The sequence below is a fragment of the Herbiconiux liukaitaii genome, from assembly GCF_041927495.1.
GTDB lineage: Bacteria > Actinomycetota > Actinomycetes > Actinomycetales > Microbacteriaceae > Herbiconiux > Herbiconiux liukaitaii.
This window is the reverse complement of record NZ_JBHFHG010000004.1, coordinates 474,495-492,512: the sequence shown is the minus strand read 5'-3', so window position 1 is coordinate 492,512 and position 18,018 is coordinate 474,495. Positions and strand designations below refer to the sequence as shown.

At 70.5% G+C, this 18,018-nt stretch carries 13 protein-coding genes and 1 pseudogene; 8 read left to right on the top strand and 6 right to left on the bottom strand.

Annotated elements, in window-relative coordinates:
• Positions 1-253 precede the first annotated feature (253 nt).
• A pseudogene (locus ACEXQC_RS09935) lies at positions 254-4,348 on the bottom strand (ExeM/NucH family extracellular endonuclease); the annotation flags it as partial.
• A 165-nt stretch (positions 4,349-4,513) separates the two neighbouring features.
• The gene (locus tag ACEXQC_RS19150) at positions 4,514-4,948 is read right to left on the bottom strand and encodes a hypothetical protein (protein WP_510186165.1); all 435 of its coding nucleotides are present in this window, start codon (positions 4,946-4,948) and stop codon (positions 4,514-4,516) included.
• A 215-nt stretch (positions 4,949-5,163) separates the two neighbouring features.
• On the opposite strand from ACEXQC_RS19150, the gene ACEXQC_RS09925 reads away from it, so the two are divergent.
• The 3 genes from ACEXQC_RS09925 to purQ are packed head-to-tail and all read left to right on the top strand — an operon-like array spanning position 5,164 to position 8,829.
• The gene (locus ACEXQC_RS09925; protein ID WP_374821126.1) at positions 5,164-7,797 is read left to right on the top strand and encodes a helix-turn-helix transcriptional regulator; all 2,634 of its coding nucleotides are present in this window, start codon (positions 5,164-5,166) and stop codon (positions 7,795-7,797) included.
• Positions 7,798-7,837: 40 nt separating this feature from the next.
• A complete protein-coding gene (gene purS / locus ACEXQC_RS09920) occupies positions 7,838-8,131 on the top strand; it encodes a phosphoribosylformylglycinamidine synthase subunit PurS (RefSeq protein WP_374821123.1) in 294 nt (97 codons plus the stop codon).
• Positions 8,128-8,829 carry a phosphoribosylformylglycinamidine synthase subunit PurQ gene (purQ, locus tag ACEXQC_RS09915; protein ID WP_374821120.1) on the top strand — a complete coding sequence of 234 codons (702 nt, stop codon included), beginning with the start codon at positions 8,128-8,130 and terminating at the stop codon, positions 8,827-8,829. Before purS ends, purQ begins: the two co-directional genes overlap by 4 nt.
• Positions 8,830-8,847: 18 nt before the next feature.
• On the opposite strand, the gene ACEXQC_RS09910 is transcribed toward purQ, so the two are convergent.
• Positions 8,848-10,284, bottom strand: coding sequence for an APC family permease (locus ACEXQC_RS09910; RefSeq protein WP_374821118.1), 1,437 nt, complete (start codon positions 10,282-10,284; stop codon positions 8,848-8,850).
• A 68-nt stretch (positions 10,285-10,352) separates the two neighbouring features.
• Between ACEXQC_RS09910 and ACEXQC_RS09905 the strand changes: the two genes are divergently transcribed.
• Positions 10,353-10,652, top strand: coding sequence for a hypothetical protein (locus tag ACEXQC_RS09905; RefSeq protein ID WP_374821115.1), 300 nt, complete (start codon positions 10,353-10,355; stop codon positions 10,650-10,652).
• Between the two features lie 15 nt (positions 10,653-10,667).
• On the opposite strand, the gene ACEXQC_RS09900 is transcribed toward ACEXQC_RS09905, so the two are convergent.
• On the bottom strand, positions 10,668-11,081 hold the full coding sequence (locus tag ACEXQC_RS09900) for a VOC family protein (RefSeq protein WP_374821112.1): 414 nt from the start codon (positions 11,079-11,081) through the stop codon (positions 10,668-10,670).
• A gap of 101 nt (positions 11,082-11,182) precedes the next feature.
• Entirely contained in the window at positions 11,183-12,382 is a 1,200-nt protein-coding gene (locus ACEXQC_RS09895) for a MarP family serine protease (RefSeq protein WP_374821109.1), read from the bottom strand.
• A gap of 127 nt (positions 12,383-12,509) precedes the next feature.
• Between ACEXQC_RS09895 and ACEXQC_RS09890 the strand changes: the two genes are divergently transcribed.
• Complete coding sequence (locus tag ACEXQC_RS09890; protein ID WP_374821106.1) at positions 12,510-12,986, top strand: glutathione peroxidase; 477 nt, start codon at positions 12,510-12,512, stop codon at positions 12,984-12,986.
• A gap of 122 nt (positions 12,987-13,108) precedes the next feature.
• On the top strand, positions 13,109-14,614 hold the full coding sequence (locus ACEXQC_RS09885) for a CoA-acylating methylmalonate-semialdehyde dehydrogenase (protein WP_374821103.1): 1,506 nt from the start codon (positions 13,109-13,111) through the stop codon (positions 14,612-14,614).
• Between the two features lie 2 nt (positions 14,615-14,616).
• Here ACEXQC_RS09885 and ACEXQC_RS09880 read toward each other — a convergent pair whose 3' ends face one another.
• Positions 14,617-16,359 (bottom strand): helix-turn-helix domain-containing protein, encoded by a 1,743-nt coding sequence (locus ACEXQC_RS09880; protein WP_374821100.1) that lies wholly within the window; start codon positions 16,357-16,359, stop codon positions 14,617-14,619.
• A gap of 200 nt (positions 16,360-16,559) precedes the next feature.
• Between ACEXQC_RS09880 and ACEXQC_RS09875 the strand changes: the two genes are divergently transcribed.
• Both ACEXQC_RS09875 and ACEXQC_RS09870 read left to right on the top strand, forming a co-directional pair.
• The gene (locus ACEXQC_RS09875) at positions 16,560-16,916 is read left to right on the top strand and encodes an MmcQ/YjbR family DNA-binding protein (RefSeq protein ID WP_374821097.1); all 357 of its coding nucleotides are present in this window, start codon (positions 16,560-16,562) and stop codon (positions 16,914-16,916) included.
• Positions 16,913-17,998, top strand: a complete 1,086-nt coding sequence (locus ACEXQC_RS09870) for a putative protein N(5)-glutamine methyltransferase (protein WP_374821094.1) — start codon at positions 16,913-16,915, stop codon at positions 17,996-17,998. The genes ACEXQC_RS09875 and ACEXQC_RS09870 overlap by 4 nt, the downstream gene beginning before the upstream one ends.
• Positions 17,999-18,018 lie beyond the last annotated feature (20 nt).

Genomic DNA, 18,018 nt, shown 5'->3' with positions numbered 1-18,018 from the left:
CGGCGGAACCGGTCCAGGTGGCGGTGAGCGAGGTGTTGAGCGGGCTGCCCAGCGACGTCAGGTCGAGACCCGAGACGGTGGCCGAGAACTCGGCTCCCAGCTCGAGCTCGCCCTCGGTGACGTCGGTCACCTGCACGGCCTTGCGGTCGTACTCGGGGGTGAGGCCCTGGTTGGCCTCGAGGTAGGAGATCCATGCGTCACGGTCGACGAGACCGGAGTCGCGGGTGTCGGTGCCGTTGGCGAACTCGCGGAAGTTGTCGCCTCCCTGCAGCAGGAAGTTGAACGAACCGACGCGGTACGAGGCCGCGGGGTCGATCGGCACGTCATCGATCCAGATGCCGGTCACGCGGTCGCCCGCAGCCCGGTCGGGGTCGAAGGTGTACTCGACGTTGTCCGAGAGACCCAGCTTGAGGAACGGGCGCGAAGGCACGTTGCCCGCCGCATCCGTCTGCCACTGCTGCTCGAGAGCCGTCTTGAACTGCGCACCCGTGAGGGTGGTCGTCCAGAGGTTGTTCACGAACGGCAGCACGGCGTTGGCCTCGGCGTAGGTGATGACGCCATCGGTGTTCGCCGGGTTGCTGGTGGTGTCGCCCTTGAACAGCAGGTCGGCTCGCAGGCCGCCCGGGTTCACGACACCGATCTGGGCACCGCCTCGCTCGGGGTTGCTGAGCGAGGAGACGAGCGAGTCGGCCACCAGGTTGCCCAGGGTGGACTCCGCTGCGCGGTTGTCGCGTGCGCCACCGGTGTAGGTGCCGCTCGCAGCCGAGCCGCCGCTGTACGCGGTGGTGATGTCGGCGGTCAGCGAGCCCTTCGGCTGGTTGCCGATCTCGGCCGCGTAGGCGAGCGCCTCATCCGTGATGGCCTTCACCTCGGCGACGGCCGGGTAGGCAGCCACGAGGTCGGCGTCGGCGGTGGTGGTGCGGGCGACGTTGCGAGCCGTGTAGCTCTCGAGGTCACCCGTGGTGCCGTCGAGCGTGAGCACGACCTGGCCGATGTTCTCGCCGTAGTTGCCGGTCTGCAGCACCGGACGCGTGGCGTCGGAGCCGGGGATCGGGCCGTCCCAGGCGTACTGCTTGTGGGTGTGGCCCGTGAAGATGGCCGCGACCTCGGCCGAGGTGTCGTTCACGATCTCCGCGAACACTCCGCCTTCGGCCAGTTCCTCCTCGAGGGTCGAGCCCTCGACGAGGCCGGCGCCTGCACCCTCGTGGTAGCTGGCGATGAGGACATCCGCTTCGCCGTTGGTCTCGTCACCGTCGGTGAGCTGAGCCGCCACGCGGTTGACCGCAGCGACCGGGTCGCCGAAGTCGAGGTCGGCGATGCCGTCGGGCGAGACGAGCGTCGGGGTCTCCTCGGTGATCGCACCGATGATGCCCACGCGCAGGCCGTCGACCTCGCGGATCGTGTACTCGTCGAGCGCCGGGGTCTCCGTGCCCTTCTCGTAGACGTTGGCACCCAGGTAGTCCCACTCGGCGTTGCGCGCGTCGTCCGCACCGATCACACGATCGGTGAGGTCGGCGAAGCCGAGGTCGAACTCGTGGTTGCCCACGGCGCTCGAGGTGAGGCCGAGCGCGTTGAGCACGTCGATGGTGGGCTGGTCGGCCTGGGTCGACGATGCGAACAGCGAGGCGCCGATGTTGTCACCGCTCGAGATGAACAGCGAGTTCTCGTTCTCCGCCTTGAGCTGCTCGACCGTTCCGGCGAACTTCACCGTGTTGGAGTCGATGCGGCCGTGGAAGTCGTTGATGTCGATCAGGTTGAGGTCGACGGTCGCGGCGGCGGGCTCTCCGAAGTCGTAGCCGACGACCACGGGGTCGTGGTCGCTCGAGCGGTAGACGTCGGGGGAGTAGAAGTCGGTCAGGTTGTAGTTGTACCGGCTGTACTCCTTGGCGATCGACTCTCCCGAGTTGATGTTCCAGATGTCGGCACCGGTGATCTTGGCGTCAGCCGAGGCCGAGGCGTAGATGTGGTCGAGCGAACCCGACTGGCCGCCGAAGGAGTAGCTGTAGCTGCCGGTCTTGGTGCCCTGGTCGACGTAGCCGGCGTCCATGATGGCGACCGACGGGTCCTCCTGCGTGTAGGAGTTGAAGTCACCGATCAGGAAGACGTCGCTCGTGCCGAGCTCGGTCTCGAGGCCGTCGGCGAACGCGAGGAGCGCTGCCGCCTGGCGGGTGCGGTCGCCGTTGAAGGCGCCCTGGATGCCGTTGGCGTTGTCGCCCGTGGCGGGCGGGTCGCTGTCACCCTTCGACTTGAGGTGGTTGACGATGGCGATGAACGTCTCGTCGTCGCTGCCACCCGCTGCCTTGAACTCCTGCGCGAGGGGCGCACGAGCGTTCGAGTAGGCGGCGTCGATGAGCACGCGCGAGTCGCCGACGGGCTCCACGGCGGCCTTCTTGTAGATGAAGGCGGTGCGGATGACGTCTTCGTTCGCGGGCAGGGCCGAGGCGGCGGGCGAAGGCACGAAGGCCCACACGTCGCTGCCGGCTTCGGTGTTGAGCACCTCGACGAGCGTGCCGAGAGCGGCATCGCGGTTGTCGCCGAAGCGAGCCGAGTTCTCGATCTCCTCGAGAGCGACGACGTCGGCGTCGAGACCGGTGATGGCCGCGACGATCTTGGCCTGCTGGCGCTCGAGGTCATCGGCGTTCGCCGCGCCGCGGGCGTCGCAGCCCCGGTTCACGGTGATCGGGTTGCCCTCGCGGTCGGTGTAGTAGGTGCAGCCCGTGAGGGAGTCACCCGTGGTGGTGAAGTAGTTGAGCACGTTGAAGCTCGCGATGGCGATCTGTCCACCCACGTCCTCCGGCTGCGGCTGGCGCACGTCGGAGAAGGTGGCGGGCAGTGCACCAGCGGCGGTGAGCTGCGTGGTGGGCTGGAACTTCCAGGTGCTGTTGCGGTAGTCGAAGATCACCGGCGAGGTGAACGCCACCGAGGAGCCGACCGTGATGGCCGGGTTCTGGGTGAGGAACGGCAGCGCGATGCCCTTGTTGGCGTTGTTGAGGAAGTTCGTGGTGGCACCGTCGTCGAGCGTCACCGCGCGAGCGGCGTTGTCGGCCACGGCCGCGGTGTACTCGGCGCTGCCGGGGCGAGCGATCTCGGTGGGGCTGATGAGCGGGGTGTCGCCCGTGGCGAGTCCGATCTCGGCGTACTGGTTGGTGGTGTACGTGTTGCTCACCGTGAACTCGCCCTCGGGGGCGACGATCATGCCCTCGAGCGACTCGCGCTGAGCAGCATCACCCGGCACGGCGGTGACGGCGGCCGCGGGAGCGGTCACGCCCGCCGAGTCGAGCTTCTGCAGACCGGCCGCCGAGGTGACCGTGATCTGGGTGAGGTCGAAGTACTCGCTGACCGCACCGGTGACGCGGACGTAGTCGCCGATCTGCACGGAGGCGGCGGTGGAGGCCGAGTACACGAAGAGGGCGTCGGAGGCCGTGTGGGTGGCGTAGTCGATCACGCCGCCCGTTCCGGCGGTCTGGATGTAGTAGCCGTTGAAGCCGCCCGTGGGGTAGACCGCGGTCACGACGCCGAGCGCCGAGACGGTCTGACCGGCGAGGGGGCTCGCGGTGCCCGTGCCCTGGATCTCAGCGATGGGCGTGGTGCCCTCGGTGGGGTCGCCCGGGGTGGTGGGGGTGGGGGTGGGCGTCGGCTCAGGCGACGCCGTGGGGGTCGGGGTGGGCTCCGGCTCGGGCTCTCCGCCGCCGGAGGACTGCGGGGTGACCGCGTCGCTCACCACGAGGTCGGTCGCGTTGTTGTCGGTGTCGGCGAAGCCGGTGCGGTTGAGCGAGTTGGGAACGCCGTTGGCGCCGACCGTGGCGACGACTGCGCCCTCGAACGTGTTGGAGGTGCCGAAGCCGACGAGGTCGATCAGGTTCTCGGTGCCGGCGGGCACGGCACCGGTGGGCAGCGTGAGCGCCGTGGTGGTGGAGGCCAGGTAGAGGGTTCCGTTGGTGCCGGAGGGGTTCATGCTCGAGCCGAGATCGATGTCCGGGGTCGGCAGTGCCGCTCCGGTTGCGCCGTTGCCGGTGATCTGGGCCAGGTAGTAGCCGTCGGGGGCGATGGAGCCGCTGAGGGCGCCCACGCCGTTCGCTGCGCCGGTGCCGCCACTCGAGCGGTACTGCAGCGACCAGCCGTCGAGGGAGACCGCTGCGTCTCCCGGGTTGTAGAGCTCGACGAACTTGCTGCTGTACGGGGCGCTCGCCGATCCGCCCTTGGTGTAGATCTCATTGATCACGACACCGGTACCGTCGACGCTGGCGGATGCGGACGTCGCGACCCCTACGAGCGGAGACGCGATGAGCGCGCCTCCGAGGATCGTCGCGAGAGCCGTTCTTACGGATCTCGTGGCTGACTTTGACATGGTTCTCCTACTGCAGACCGGTCACATGGATGTGGTCATGCTAGAAGGCCAAGAGAGAGTGGACATTTCGCGGAGGTTAACACTAGGTAAGTGACTTTCCGTCACCCGCACGGGGGTCAGCGGATCAACCCCGGGATCCCGGGCGACACGCCGCAGACGGGCTCGTCATGGGGCCGTGATCGGCCCGACGGAGGCCGTGCCGAACTGCAGGGTCGAGAGTCCTCCCGGCAGGGGTGCGAGGCTGAGCAGCTCGAGCTGCAGCGCCGTCACGAGGTACTGGGCGCTGGATCGGGTCACGGGGTCCGCGGGGGTGTGGACCCCGCTGCCCCCCGGCTGATCCGGCTGCACGTTGGCCTGGATCGAGACCACGTCCGGCAGGAAGAACAGCAGGTTCGACAGAGCGGTCACCACGGGGGCGGTCGCCGTGCTGACGGCACGATGCCGATCGTGAAGGTGGCGGTCGCGCCGGGTGGCAGCACGGCGCTGACCGGCGCCACGAGATCCACGTAGGGGCGGCCGGACAGGCTGCGCCCCGCCCTCGGTGGCCCTTCGGCAGGCCGTCGGTGCCGACCGGTATCCCGGGTCGGTGGTGCTCCGCAGAAGGAGGTAGGGCGTGTGCGGCCGTCTCGGTATTCCTCGGTAAGTGACGACTCAGCAACTGAGTACTGGGATGCCCACGAGCCACTAGCGACTTCGGCGCAGGTAGGTAGTCTGAGGGGACCCCCCGGTTGGGGTTGAAGCGACGTGCGGGACACGTCGACTGCAGCGCCGTGGGGGGACAATCGGGTAGCCAACTGTCGATCGTGGGGGTCACAGTGACAGGAACATCAGGTCGCTTCGGCGACGAGAAAATACACGGGTCAGACGAAGTCGAGCACGGAATAGTCGGAGACGACCGCAACGTCGCGGAGATCGTCGAGCGGCTCGAAGCGGGCGGCAGCGTCATCGTGGTGGGAGCTCTGGGCTCCGGCAAGAGCCACTTCTCGCGCGCCATCGTCTCCGCGCTGCGGGCGGGAGGCGCCGATCCGGTGATCGCGCGGGCGGCCGCCCCGCTCACCGAGACGCCGCTCGGAGCCCTTCAGGCGAGCGGGGATGCGCGACTCGCGCGACTCGCCGACGACCGGCCGGACGACAGGCCCGACGACCACGGCCGGTTGCTGCTCGTGGTCGACGACGCGCACGCCCTCGATCCGGAATCGCTCGCGGTGATCGCCAGAGCCGTCTACACCGGGCGGGTCACGGCGCTGCTCTCGGTCACCGCCGACCCGGCGGGCGCGCTCGACGTCTCGGCCCCGGCCGCCATCACCGATCTGTGGCTCGAGGGAGGGGCTGCACGGTACGACCTGCATCCGCTCGACCCCGGAGCCGCCGAGAAGCTCATCACCGCCTTCGTGGGCGACGAGGTCTTCGACACGGCCACGCGGAGCGCCCTGATCGTGCGGGCGGGCGGATCGCGCATGCTGCTGCGCGAGCTCTCGGTCGAAGCGGCCTCGCGAGTGGCGGCCGGCCGCGATCCGCTCGACCCCACCTTCGAGGCCGCCCCCGGCTCACGCCTGTCGGACGCCTTCGCCTCGATGATCGCCGAGTACACCCACGAGCAGCGTCTCACCCTCGCACTCATCGGCCGCCTGCCCGGCGTCGCCTTCGCGGATGCGGCGAGGAGCATGCGCCCGCAGACCCTCGACACGCTCATCAGCCGCTCCGCCGTGCACACCGACGGCTCGCCCGAGAAGCACCTGCAGGCGAACCCCCTGCTCGCGAGCGAGGCGGAACGCCGGCTCGAGCCCGGGCGCCTCGATGCGGCGCTCGACGCGATCGCCCGTCGCGCCCTCGTGACCACCGAGATCCCACCGGGGGCTCCCGTCGACCAGCTCATCGCGGCCGCCTGGTACTCCTCCCGGGAGGGGATCCCCTCGCCCGATCAGGTCTCGAAGGAGGTGCGCTGCCGCATCCTCGCGAGCGCAGCCCGCTCCGCCAACGCACGAGGGCGCGCCGACCTGGCACTCGCCTACGTGCGTCTCGGCCTCGAGACGGACGGCTGCCCCTCGCTCTTCATCGAGGCCTCGAGGGCGTACACGAGGCTGCACCGCATGCCGGAGGCGTTCACCGCGCTCACCGAGCACCCGGCCTCTGACCTCACGCCCGGGGTGCTGCGGCGACTCGTGCGCTGGTGGGCCACCCTCGTCACCTGGGATGTGCGCGGCGAGCACACGTTCGACGAGATCGAGGAGTGGATCGCCTCGACCGGTGTCGTGCCGGATGCGGCCGTGCTGGCCGAGATCGATCAGGGCCGCGCCGAGGCCGCAGGCCTGCAGATGGAGTGGGAGCGCGCCATCGAGCTCGCGGCCGGAGTGCTCACCGCCGCCGGCGTGAGCCCGCTCACCCGGGTGCGCGCGTCGGTGGTGACCGGCACGGCCCTGGCCGAGCTCGGGCGCTTCGCCGAGAGCGCGAAGGCCTTCGCCGCGGCGGAGTACGCAAACCGCGATGCCGTGACGGGCCGACCGCGGTCGACCACCGCCGAGCTGGCCGCCATGGCCTTCGAGGCGATCGGCATGCAGCTGGCCGGCACCCCGAAGCCCAGTCTGCTCGTCCGGTTGCGACGAGCCGCCCAGATCGCCGCCAGGCGCGACGACCGCACGGCCCTGACCCTCGCGAACATCGTGGCCGGCCAGCTCGCGGGAGGGCTCTCCTCCGACCCGGCGGGGGCCGACCGCGAGTTCGGCGCGGCCCTCCGCCGCTTCGACCGTGTGGAGTTCGCCGCCTGGCGGCCCATCGTGGCCGCCTTCAGGGCTGCTGCGTTGGCGGATCTCGGCCGCGTCGATCAGGCCATGAACGTGTTCGAGAGCTCGGAGGATGCTGGGCTCGCGAACAAACGGCTCGTGCGCTTCGCCCGCCAGGCCGTGGAGGCGGAGCTGCTGGCGGCGGCAGGCGACCTCGAGGCGGCGAGGGAGAAGGCCGTGGCGGCGGCCGCCATCCGCCGGGAGGGCGGACTGCCCGACCGGCCGTCCGCGATCGACCAGGAGCGGATCGACAGACTGAGCGGCGCCGTTCTTCTGAAGGAATCCGTGGGCGAGGCGACCGAGAGCGGGCTCCGGCTGGTGCGCAGGGACGTCGAGCACGACTCGAGCCCCGGCGTCGCCACGGCGGCGCGGCTGGCCGGGCTCGGAACCGCTCCGTTCTCCTTCTCGCCCCTGACTCCGCCGGGCGCAGGGTGCGAGCAGGTGGAGCTCACCGAGCGCGAGCTGGAGGTCGCTCTGCTCGTGGCAGGCCACCTGAGCAACAAGGAGATCGCCCAGCGGCTCTTCCTCTCGGTGCGCACCGTCGAGTCGCACGTCTACACCGCTCGGGGCAAGCTCGGTGCCCGCACGCGTCGGGAGCTCGGCCGCATGGTGGTCGCGGCCTCCGCCCCCGCCGCCGCCTCCGCCTCCGCCACCGGGCGGGGGCGGTAGACTGGCGGGGTCCCCTCCGCCCGACCCGAGGAGCAGTCACGTGCCCAAGATCGTCGTCGACGTCATGCCCAAAGCCGAACTCCTCGACCCGCAGGGCAAGGCCGTGGCCGGCGCCCTCGCGCGGCTCGGCACCAGCACCTTCAGCGACGTGCGCGTGGGCAAGCGGTTCGAGCTGACCGTCGACGGCCCCGTCGACGCCGCTGTGCTCGCCTCCGTGCGCGAGATCGCGGAGGATCTGCTCTCGAACGGCGTGATCGAAGACGTCGTCGACATCACCGTGCTCGACGAGTCGGGCGCCCACAGCGGCGCCGGCGCCTCGGGAGCCCTCGCGTGAGCACACGCGTCGGAGTCGTCACCTTCCCCGGATCGCTCGACGACCGGGATGCCCAGCGCGCCGTGCGCTTCGCGGGCGGCGAGGCCGTGGCCCTCTGGCACGGCGACCACGACCTGCAGGGCGTCGACGCCGTGGTGCTGCCGGGCGGCTTCAGCTACGGCGACTACCTGCGCGCAGGCGCCATCGCCTCGCACTCGCCCATCATGCGCGAGGTCGTCGCGGCGGCTGAGCGCGGTGTTCCCGTGCTCGGCATCTGCAACGGCTTCCAGATGCTCACCGAGGCGCACCTGCTGCCCGGCGGGCTCATCCGCAACGACCACGGCAGCTTCGTGTGCCGCGACCAGGTGCTGCGGGTGGAGAACACCTCCACGGCATGGACCTCGGGCTACACCGCTTCGCAGGAGATCACCATCCCGCTGAAGAACGGCGAGGGCGGCTACATCGCCTCGGCCGAGACACTCGAGCGGCTCGAGGGCGAGGGCCACGTGGTCTTCCGCTACGTCGGGGTCAACCCCAACGGCTCGCTCAACGACATCGCGGGCGTCACCAACGAGCGCGGCAACGTGGTGGGCCTCATGCCGCACCCCGAGCACGCGGTCGAGCCCGGCTTCGGGCCCGACACGGCCGTGGCCATGCGCTCGGGCGTCGACGGCCTCACGATGTTCTCCTCGGCGCTCCGCTCGCTGCTCGCAGCGTAGGTCTTCGGGGCTGGGGGCCTAGGGCCCCTTCTCAACGACCTTGAGCGCCTGGGTGTCGAGGGCGGCGGCTCCCCCGTATCCGCTCTTCCTGCGGTGCAGGAAGGTGACCACCCAGAGCAGGATGCCGATGGCGAGCAGGATGCCGGCGATCAGGTACTGGTCGACGGGTCGCCCCGAGGTCCACGGGAACACCAGGTAGAGGCACGCCACGGCACCCACGATCGGCAGCGCCGTGGGGGTGCGGAAGTGCTTGTGCTCCACGGGCTTCTTGCGCAGCACGAGCACGCACACGTTCACCACCGCGAACACGGCGAGCAGCAGCAGCGAGGTGGTTCCACCGAGCAGCACGGCGATGGGGTTGTCGGGGTCGATCGACACGTACGAGGTGAGCGCCAGGGCGATCACGGTGGTGAAGAGGATCGCGGCCCACGGCGTGCGGCGCTTCGGCAGCACCTTCGACAGGAACGGCGGCAGCACGCCCTGCTTGCTCATGCCGTAGAGCAGTCGGCTCGCCATCATCATGTTGATGAGCGCCGAGTTGGCCACCGCGAAGAGCGAGATGAACGGGATGACCGCCGAGATGGGGAAGTCCGGCGCCGCCGTCTGCACCACCGTGACGAGGGGGGTGTCGTTGCCGGCCAGCTCCCCCACCGGCACGATCGCCACCGCCACGATCGAGATGAGCACGTAGACGACCGCCGTGATGCCGAGACCCGTGAGCATGGTGCGCGGGAAGATCTTGGACGGGTTCTTCGTCTCCTCCGCCATGTTCACCGAGTCCTCGAAGCCCACCATCGCGAAGAAGGCGAGCGAGGTGGCGGTGGAGATGGCGAGGAACACGTTCTTGTCGTCGGGGGTGTCGAAGGCCACCACGCGGGAGAAGTCGGCCTGGCCGCCGAAGATGGCGAAGAAGCTGATGAAGAGCACGAGCAGCAGACCGGAGAGCTCCACGAGAGTGAGCACCACGTTGAGGCCCACGCTCTCGGCCACACCCCGCAGGTTGACGGCGGCGATGAGGATCATGAACCCGAGCGCGATGAACAGCGCGAGGCCCGGACCGTCGCCGAGCCCGAAGCCGATGGCGAAGTTGCTCGCGAACGCGCCGGCGGCGGCCGACGCGGAGGTGATGCCGGAGGACATCACCGTGAAGCAGATGAGGAAGGTGACGAAGTGGATGCCGAAGGCCTTGTGCGCGTAGAGCGCCGCACCGGCCGCCTGCGGGAACTTCGTGACCAGCTCGAGGTAGGAGCACGCCGTGATGGTGGCCACCACGAAGGCCACGAGGAAGGGCAGCCAGGCGGCCCCGCCCACCTCGGCGGCCACCTGCCCGGTGAGGGCGTAGATGCCCGTGCCCAGGATGTCCCCGATGATGAAGAGCAGGAGAAGCTTGGGGCCCATCACCTTCTTGAGTTCTGTCGTCTCCGGCTCGCCGGTCGACTGCGTCGTCGTCATCATGAGGACAGCATGCCCCCGATCCTCTCCGAGCGCTCGGTCGTTAACTTTCGACGGGCATAATGTCGCCTATGCCGAAGAAGACCCGCACCGTTCTGAAGGACCTCACGAGGGCCCTCGAGAAGCACGTGTCCGTGCTCGAGGACCCGAAGGCCAACCGTGGAAAGCGCGACAGGGCCACCGCCCGTCTGCGCGCCGCCGTCATCCACTACGACTCCGTGCTGCACTCGCGCACGGGGTCGACCAGCCCCTTCGTGGAGCTGCCCGACCCGGGGCTCTCCGACTCCACCGTCGCCTCGCTCAAGGCGGAGAAGGAGGCGCTCGAAGCGCGCCGGGCCGCCAAGAAGGCGGAGAAGACCTCCAAGTCCTGACGGGCCGGCGTGCCGCTACGCCGCGGCGCCCAGCACGTTCACGAGCCAGTGGATGCCGAACCTGTCGGTCACCTGGCCGAAGAGATCTCCCCACGGTGCCTGCTCGAGTGGCAGTTCCACGGTGCCGCCCTCGGAGAGCTTGTCGAAGTAGCCGCGCAGCTCGGTCTCGCTCGGTCCGCTGAGCGAGACCGAGATGTTGTTGCCGGGGGTGTACTCCATGCCGGTCGGCACATCCGAGATCATGAAGGTCAGGCCGCCCTCGGTCGAGAGCTGGGAGTGCATGATCCACTCCTGCTCGGCCTCGTCGGTGGGGGTCTGGAAGTCGGCGAACGTACTCCGTGTGAGCTCGCCGCCGAAGACCGACTGGTAGAAGTCGCCGGCCGCACGGGCCTCGCCGCGGAAGTTGATGTACGGGTTCAGAGTGGTCATGTCGGTCTCCTCAGCTCGATGTGCTGCACACGCTAGCAGAGCATGTGAACGGTGTACACATACCTGTGCGCACCTCTTCGGGATGGCCGATCGGTGACGGGTCAGCCCGAGCAAGCTCCGGAGGCGACCGGCTCGGTCGATCCGACCGCCGCGAGCACGGGAGCGATCTCGTCGAGGGTCATCGCGTACCCCGTCTCGGCGTCGATCGTGGAGCGTGCGAACACCACACCCACCACCTGGCCGGCCGCATCGAAGAGCGGGCCGCCCGAGTTGCCTGGGCGCACATCCGATCGCAGGGAGTAGATCTCGCGCGTGACGGGACCCTCCTCGTAGATGTCGCTGCCGACCGCCGAGAGCACCTCGCGCACGCGGGAGGGGATGGTCTTGTAGGCGCCGTTCTCGGGGAAGCCCGCCACCACGGCGGAGTCGCCCGCGGCGAGCTCGGTGCCGAGCGGCAGCGGGGCAGCGTCGAGGCCGGGCACCGCGAGCACGGCGAGGTCGCGATCGGCGTCGAAGACCACGAGCTCGGCGTCGAGCAGGCGGCCGATGCCGCCCTTCTGCACGTAGAGCTCCTCGGATCCCGAGACCACGTGGGCGTTCGTGACGATGCGATCCTCGGCCACCACCCAGCCGCTGCCCTCCGCACCGCCACCCCCGCTGCAGCTCGGGGCGGAGGAGAGCACCTTGACCACGCCGCCTGCCGCGGCGTTGACCGCATCCGGCACATTCGGATCGGGCGGAGGGGCGCCCTGGATGGTCTCGGAGTCGAACGCGAAGACCTCGGGGAAGCCGGAGCCGTCGAGCGCCTCGCCGATGCTGCCGAGAGCGGTCTCGGAGGGCATGGGGGCCAGGGCGTCGAGCGTCGCCACCACGCGCGAGCTCTGCACGAGCTGCGTGACGGGCAGCAGGCCCGTGGTCTGCAGGAGCCCGGCGAGCAGCCACACCACCACGCCCCACGTGAGCAGGCCGAGCACGGCGCCACCGAGCGAGTCGATGCCGCGGCCGATCTTGACGACGCCGACGACCCGGCGCAGGAGACGCGCCACGAGGGTCAGCAGGCCGATGGCGAGCGAGATGCTCAGGATGAGCACGGCGGCCGCCGCCACCGCGCGCTGCCAGGCCTCCGCCCAGCCGAGACCCGCGAGCCACTCGACCGCCGTGGGCGCCACGAGGGTGGCGAGGAGGGCGCCCGCCACGATGCCCGCGAGCGAGGCGGCGGTCACCAGAGCGCCGCGGCGCCAGCCGGCCATGACCGCGAGCACGGCCACGGCGAGGAGCACGATGTCGGTGAGGAGTTCCATGTGCCGTTCAGAGTAGATGGCGCGATGATGCCGCACCTGGGAGGTCGTCGGGGCGGGGCTTCGGGTCCGGTGCGGGTGTGGTGCAGGTCAGGGCTACCGGTCAGTGGCCGGGGGTAGAGTGACGCGCGTGAACATCGACGAGATCCCGCTGACCACGATCGACGGCACCCCCGCCACCCTGGCCGACTTCGCGCCGGTCAGGCTCATCGTGAACGTGGCCTCGCGCTGCGGCCTGGCGCCGCAGTACGAGACCCTCGAGGAGCTGCAGAAGCGCTACGGCGACCGCGGCTTCACCGTGCTCGGCTTCCCCAGCAACCAGTTCCTGCAGGAGCTCGGCGACACGGAGAAGATCAAGGAGTACTGCTCGATGACGTGGGGGGTCACCTTCCCCATGTTCGAGAAGGTCAAGGTCAACGGGCGCTCGGCGCATCCGCTCTACAAGACGCTCACCGAGACGCCGGATGCCGAGGGCAAGGCCGGGCGCGTCAAGTGGAACTTCGAGAAGTTCCTCGTGACCCCCTCCGGTGTGCAGCGGTTCCGACCGAACACGCTGCCGGACGACCCGGCGATCATCGCGGCGATCGAAGCGGCACTGCCGGCCTGAACTGGCTTGATCGATTGATCTGATGGGTCTGTTTGACCTGATCGCGGATCTGTACAGCGCCGCACGTCGCGATGGACGATCTGGCAGCTCGCGGGCGCGCATCCGCCCCCTAGCCTCGGCGTATGCCTGACACCTCCGAGCTCCCCGTCGTGCCCCACTGGATCGACGGCGCCCTCTCGCCCTCGCACTCCGGCCGCACGGCCCCCGTCTACGACCCCGCCCTCGGTGTGGAGACCAAGCGTGTCGCCCTCGCCGACCAGGCCGAGATCGCCGCCGCCATCGCCTCGGCCGTGGCCGCGTTCCCCGCGTGGCGCGACCTGTCGCTCACGAAGCGTCAGTCGATCGTGTTCAAGTTCCGCGAACTGCTGGATGCTCGCAAGGGCGAGCTCGCCGAGATCATCACGTCCGAGCACGGCAAGGAGCTCTCCGACGCGCTCGGCGAGATCAACCGCGGCCAGGAGGTCGTGGAGTTCGCCACCGGGCTCGCCCACCACCTCAAGGGCGAGTACTCCGAGCAGGTCTCCACGGGCATCGACGTCTACTCCACCAAGCAGCCCGTGGGCGTCGTCGGCATCATCTCGCCCTTCAACTTCCCCGCCATGGTGCCGATGTGGTTCTTCCCCATCGCCATCGCCGCCGGCAACACCGTCATCGTGAAGCCCTCCGAGAAGGATCCGTCGGCAGCGCTGTGGCTCGCCGCGCTGTGGAAGGACGCCGGACTCCCCGACGGTGTCTTCACCGTGCTGAACGGCGACAAGGAGGCCGTGGACGGCCTGCTCACCTCGCCCGACGTGGCCGCGATCTCGTTCGTGGGATCGACCCCCATCGCCCAGTACGTCTACGAGACGGGCACGAAGCACGGCAAGCGCGTGCAGGCCCTCGGCGGGGCGAAGAACCACATGCTCGTGCTGCCGGACGCCGATCTCGACCTCGTGGCCGACTCCGCCATCAACGCCGGCTTCGGCTCGGCCGGCGAGCGGTGCATGGCCATCTCGGTCGTCGTGGCCGTGGAGCCCGTGGCCGACGAGCTCGTGGCCAAGATCTCACAGCGCATGGCTGGGCTGCGGATCGGCGACGGCCGTCGCGGCTGCGACATGGGGCCCCTCGTCACGGCGGCGCACCGGGACAAGGTGGCGTCCTACGTCGATGTCGCGATCGCGGACGGGGCGACCGTGGTGGTCGACGGCCGCGACGTGCAGCCCGACGGCGACCCGGCCGGGTTCTGGTTCGGCCCCACGCTCATCGACTCGGTCCCCACGTCGTCGCGCGTGTACACCGAGGAGATCTTCGGGCCGGTGCTGTCGATCGTGCGCGTGCAGTCGTACGAGGAGGGCGTTGCTCTCATCAACGCGGGCGCGTTCGGCAACGGCACGGCCATCTTCACGAACGACGGCGGGGCGGCGCGACGGTTCCAGAACGAGATCCAGGTGGGCATGATCGGCATCAACGTGCCCATCCCCGTGCCCGTCGCCACGTTCTCGTTCGGCGGCTGGAAGGCCTCGCTGTTCGGCGACACCAAGGCCCATGGCGCCGAGGGCGTGCGGTTCTACACGCAGCAGAAGGCCATCACCTCGCGCTGGCTCGACCCCTCCCACGGGGGCATCAACCTCGGGTTCCCGCAGAACTGAGGTCAGGCCACCAGCTGCAGGGCCGACCAGAGCTCTGCGCGACCGGCGAAGGTGTCGAGGTCGAGGCCCAGGAGTGTCTCGGCGGCACGGATGCGGTTGCGCAGGGTGTGGCGGTGGGTGCCGAGCTCGCGCGCGGCGGGGTCCCAGGCGCCGTTGTGCGTGAGCCACACACGCAGCGTGGTGAGCACCGTGTCGCGCTCGGCGATGGGCAGGTCGAGCACGGGCTGCAGCATGCGCCTGGCCACCCGGTCGCCGCCCGAGGCCACGAGCAGACCGTGCATGCCCTGCTCGGCGAGGTGCTCGAAGAGCACCACGGGGGCGTCCCGGGTCACGGATCCGGCGGCGTGCCTGGCCTCGCTCAGCGCGCGTGTGAGCTCGTGCCACGACACCGGGCCCGAGACCCCCGCTGCGAGGCCGTGCCTGGCGAGGAGGGCCTGCGAGGCGGCGAGATCGTCGTGCTCGGTCACGAGCACGATCTCGTCGCCTCGCTCGGCGAAGAAGAGGCGGCCGCTGTTCTCGTCGGCCTGCAGCTCGAGCTCGTCGAGCAGGGACTGGCCGTGCACCTCACCCACCACCACGGCGAGCCTCACGGGCTCGGTCGGCAGGGGGCCCCAGAGACCGCCGGCGGTGCGGTCGGCCACGCCCGAGAGCACGAGTTCGAAGAGGCCCGTGCGGAGGCGCCGCCTGGCGGCATCGAGGGTGCGGCGCTGCTCGAGCGCGATGCTCGCGAGGCCGATCACGCTCGCGAGCAGGTCGTGGCCCGCGGAGTCGAGAGGTTCGGTCGCGCCCACCGCGAGCACGCCGCGCAGGTGACCTCGCTGCCCGAGCGTCTGCAGCGAGATGCCTCCGCCCGCCTCGATGATGCTGAGGCCGGCCCGCGATCCCTTGCCGAGGGCCGACGCCACCGCATCCGCCACCACCCGGTCGAGGTCGGCCGGCACGCCGCGCAGGCCGGGCACGCGCAGCACGTTGCCCACGGAGTCGAAGAGCGCCACCCAGCAGTCGAGGCGGCGGGAGAGCTCGAGCAGGATGGCGCCGAGGCCGTCGACCCTGAGCGCCGCACGGGCCACGGCGCGCTGGGCGTCGAGCGACCACTCGAGGCGCTCGCGCTGCTCGGTGGCGATGGCGTCGGCCACGGAGCGGACGATGCCGATGAAGGGGGTGGTCTCGTCCATCACGAGGAGGGGGAGGGAGGTGGCGGCGCACGCCTCCACGAGGGCGGCAGGCACCTCGTCGTGCACGACCCCGGTGGCGAACCCGAGCGCCCGAATCCCCCGCGCGTTCAACCGATCGACATACGCCCGCACGGGCCCGCCCGCCCCGCCGCCCCCCGCCGCCGCCGCATGCGCGGGCGAGGTGGCGGTGGCGGCGAATGCGGCGGCGCCGGGCGGGTCAGCGGGGGACGTGGCGGGCGGAGCGGATGCGGCGGCGGGCGAGGCGGCGGTGCCGGCGGATGCGATGGTGCGCAAGGTGGCGTTGGCGGGCGGGGCGGATGCGGCGGGGCGGCGGGTGGGGAGGGAGCGGTCGGAGACCGTGCCGTCGGGGGCGAACTGGGCGCCGTCGGTGAGGAGGAGCTGGCCCTCGTCGAGCCAGGGCGTGGGGTCGGCGAGGTCGGAGCTGTGCGCCCAGGTGAGCGGGGCGTCGAGCAGCGCGTCGGCGGCGGCGTCGCCCGCGTTCCAGGGGCCGGGAGCCAGCTCGAGCCGGAACCGCCCGTCGGCGAGCAGGGTGCGCACGCTCAGAGCCACGTCCGCTCCTTCCGCGCCGCCGACCCACCCAGCCTATCCACGCCCACCCTGCCCGGCCCGCCCACTTCGCCCACCCCGCCGGCGCCCACCACCCCGCCCACATTGCCCACCCCACCCCGCTGGCGCCCACCACCCTTCCCCGCCCGGCGACTCCTACCGCCCACCTTCAGCCGCGGGCCCGGCCGTGGAACTATGGGGGCATGAGTGCGGACGACGACGTGCGACGGCTGGCCATGGGGCTGCCCTCCGTGGAGGAGCGGCCCTCGCACGGCATGGCGTCGTGGTACGTGGCCGGCCGCATCTTCGCACGGCTGCACGAGGAGCCCGGGGTGCTCGTGTGCTGGCGCGCCGACCTGGGCGAACGCGAGGCACTGCTGCAGCGGGATCCGGGGACCTTCTTCACCGTGCCCCACTACGACGGTCACGCGTCGGTGCTCGTGCGCCTCGAGCGGATCGGGCAAGCGGAGCTCGGCGAGCTGCTCCGCGAGGCCTGGGAGAGCCGGGCCCCGAGGCGACTCCGCGACGCGATGGCCACCGACCCCGAGCCGTCGCCGTGAGCACGGACGCGGATGCCGCCTCGCGCCAGGATCCGGACGTGGACGCGGGTGCGGATGTGGACGTAGACGCGGATGCGGGTGCGGGTGCGGGTGCGGATGTGGACGTAGACGCGGATGCGGGTGCGGGGGCGGGTGCGGATGCGGGGGCGGAGTTCGAGAAGGTGGTGGTGCGGCTGCGCGGGGCCGGGTGCGTGTTCGCCGAGGAGGAGGCGCGACTGATCGTCGAGGTGGTGGCCGAGCGGGCGGGCGGGATCGCGCTGCTCGATGAGCTCGTGGCCGGGCGCGTGGGTGGCGCGCCGCTCGAGCATCTGCTGGGGTGGGCGGAGTTCGACGGGCTGCGCGTGCTGGTGGGGCCCGGGGTGTTCGTGCCGCGCACACGCACCCGGTTCCTGGTGGAGTGCGCGATGGAGGTCGTGCGTCACGATTCCGTGGTGCTCGACCTGTGCTGCGGGTCGGGCGCGGTGGCGACCGCGATCACGGCCCGCCTGGCACTCGCGGAGCGGGAGGTCGCTCGCGCCGGTGAGGCGGATCTCGCGGGGGTGGGGGAGGTGTGGGCGTGCGACGTGGACGGCGCGGCCGTGGAGTGGGCTCGGCGCAATGTGGGGGCGGAGCGGGTGCGGCAGGGGGATCTGTTCGAGGCGCTGCCGCGGGAGCTGGTGGGGCGTCTCGACGTGGTCGTGGTGAATGCGCCCTACGTGCCGAGTATCGCCATCCGCACCATGCCACCCGAGGCGAGGCTGCACGAGGCACGAGTCGCTCTCGACGGAGGCGACGACGGGCTCGACGTGCATCGCCGTATCGCCAAGGAGGCCGGCCGCTGGCTGGCCCCGGGCGGGCACTTGCTGATCGAGACGAGCGAATCCCAGGCATCCGCCACCCGGAGCATCTTCCTCTCAGCGGGCCTGCCAGCCGAGATCCGCCGCTCCGATGAGCTCGACGCCACGGTGGTCATCGCTCACCGGGACCACGAAGAACCCGAGAAACACCCGGGACACGAAGAACCCGAGAAACACCCGGGACACGAAGAACCTGAGAAAGACGAAGAACCCGAGAAACACGAAGGCCGACGGCACCGCCCCTGAGGGCAGCACCGCCGGCCGAC

What these genes read in the sequence shown, in the direction of transcription:
- ACEXQC_RS09910 (WP_374821118.1), bottom strand. Translation starts at nt 10,284, where the DNA reads ATGATGACGACGACGCAGTCGACCGGCGAGCCGGAGACGACAGAACTC.
- ACEXQC_RS09905 (WP_374821115.1), top strand. Translation starts at nt 10,353, where the DNA reads ATGCCGAAGAAGACCCGCACCGTTCTGAAGGACCTCACGAGGGCCCTC.
- ACEXQC_RS09900 (WP_374821112.1), bottom strand. Translation starts at nt 11,081, where the DNA reads ATGACCACTCTGAACCCGTACATCAACTTCCGCGGCGAGGCCCGTGCG.
- ACEXQC_RS09895 (WP_374821109.1), bottom strand. Translation starts at nt 12,382, where the DNA reads ATGGAACTCCTCACCGACATCGTGCTCCTCGCCGTGGCCGTGCTCGCG.
- ACEXQC_RS09885 (WP_374821103.1), top strand. Translation starts at nt 13,109, where the DNA reads ATGCCTGACACCTCCGAGCTCCCCGTCGTGCCCCACTGGATCGACGGC.
- ACEXQC_RS09875 (WP_374821097.1), top strand. Translation starts at nt 16,560, where the DNA reads ATGAGTGCGGACGACGACGTGCGACGGCTGGCCATGGGGCTGCCCTCC.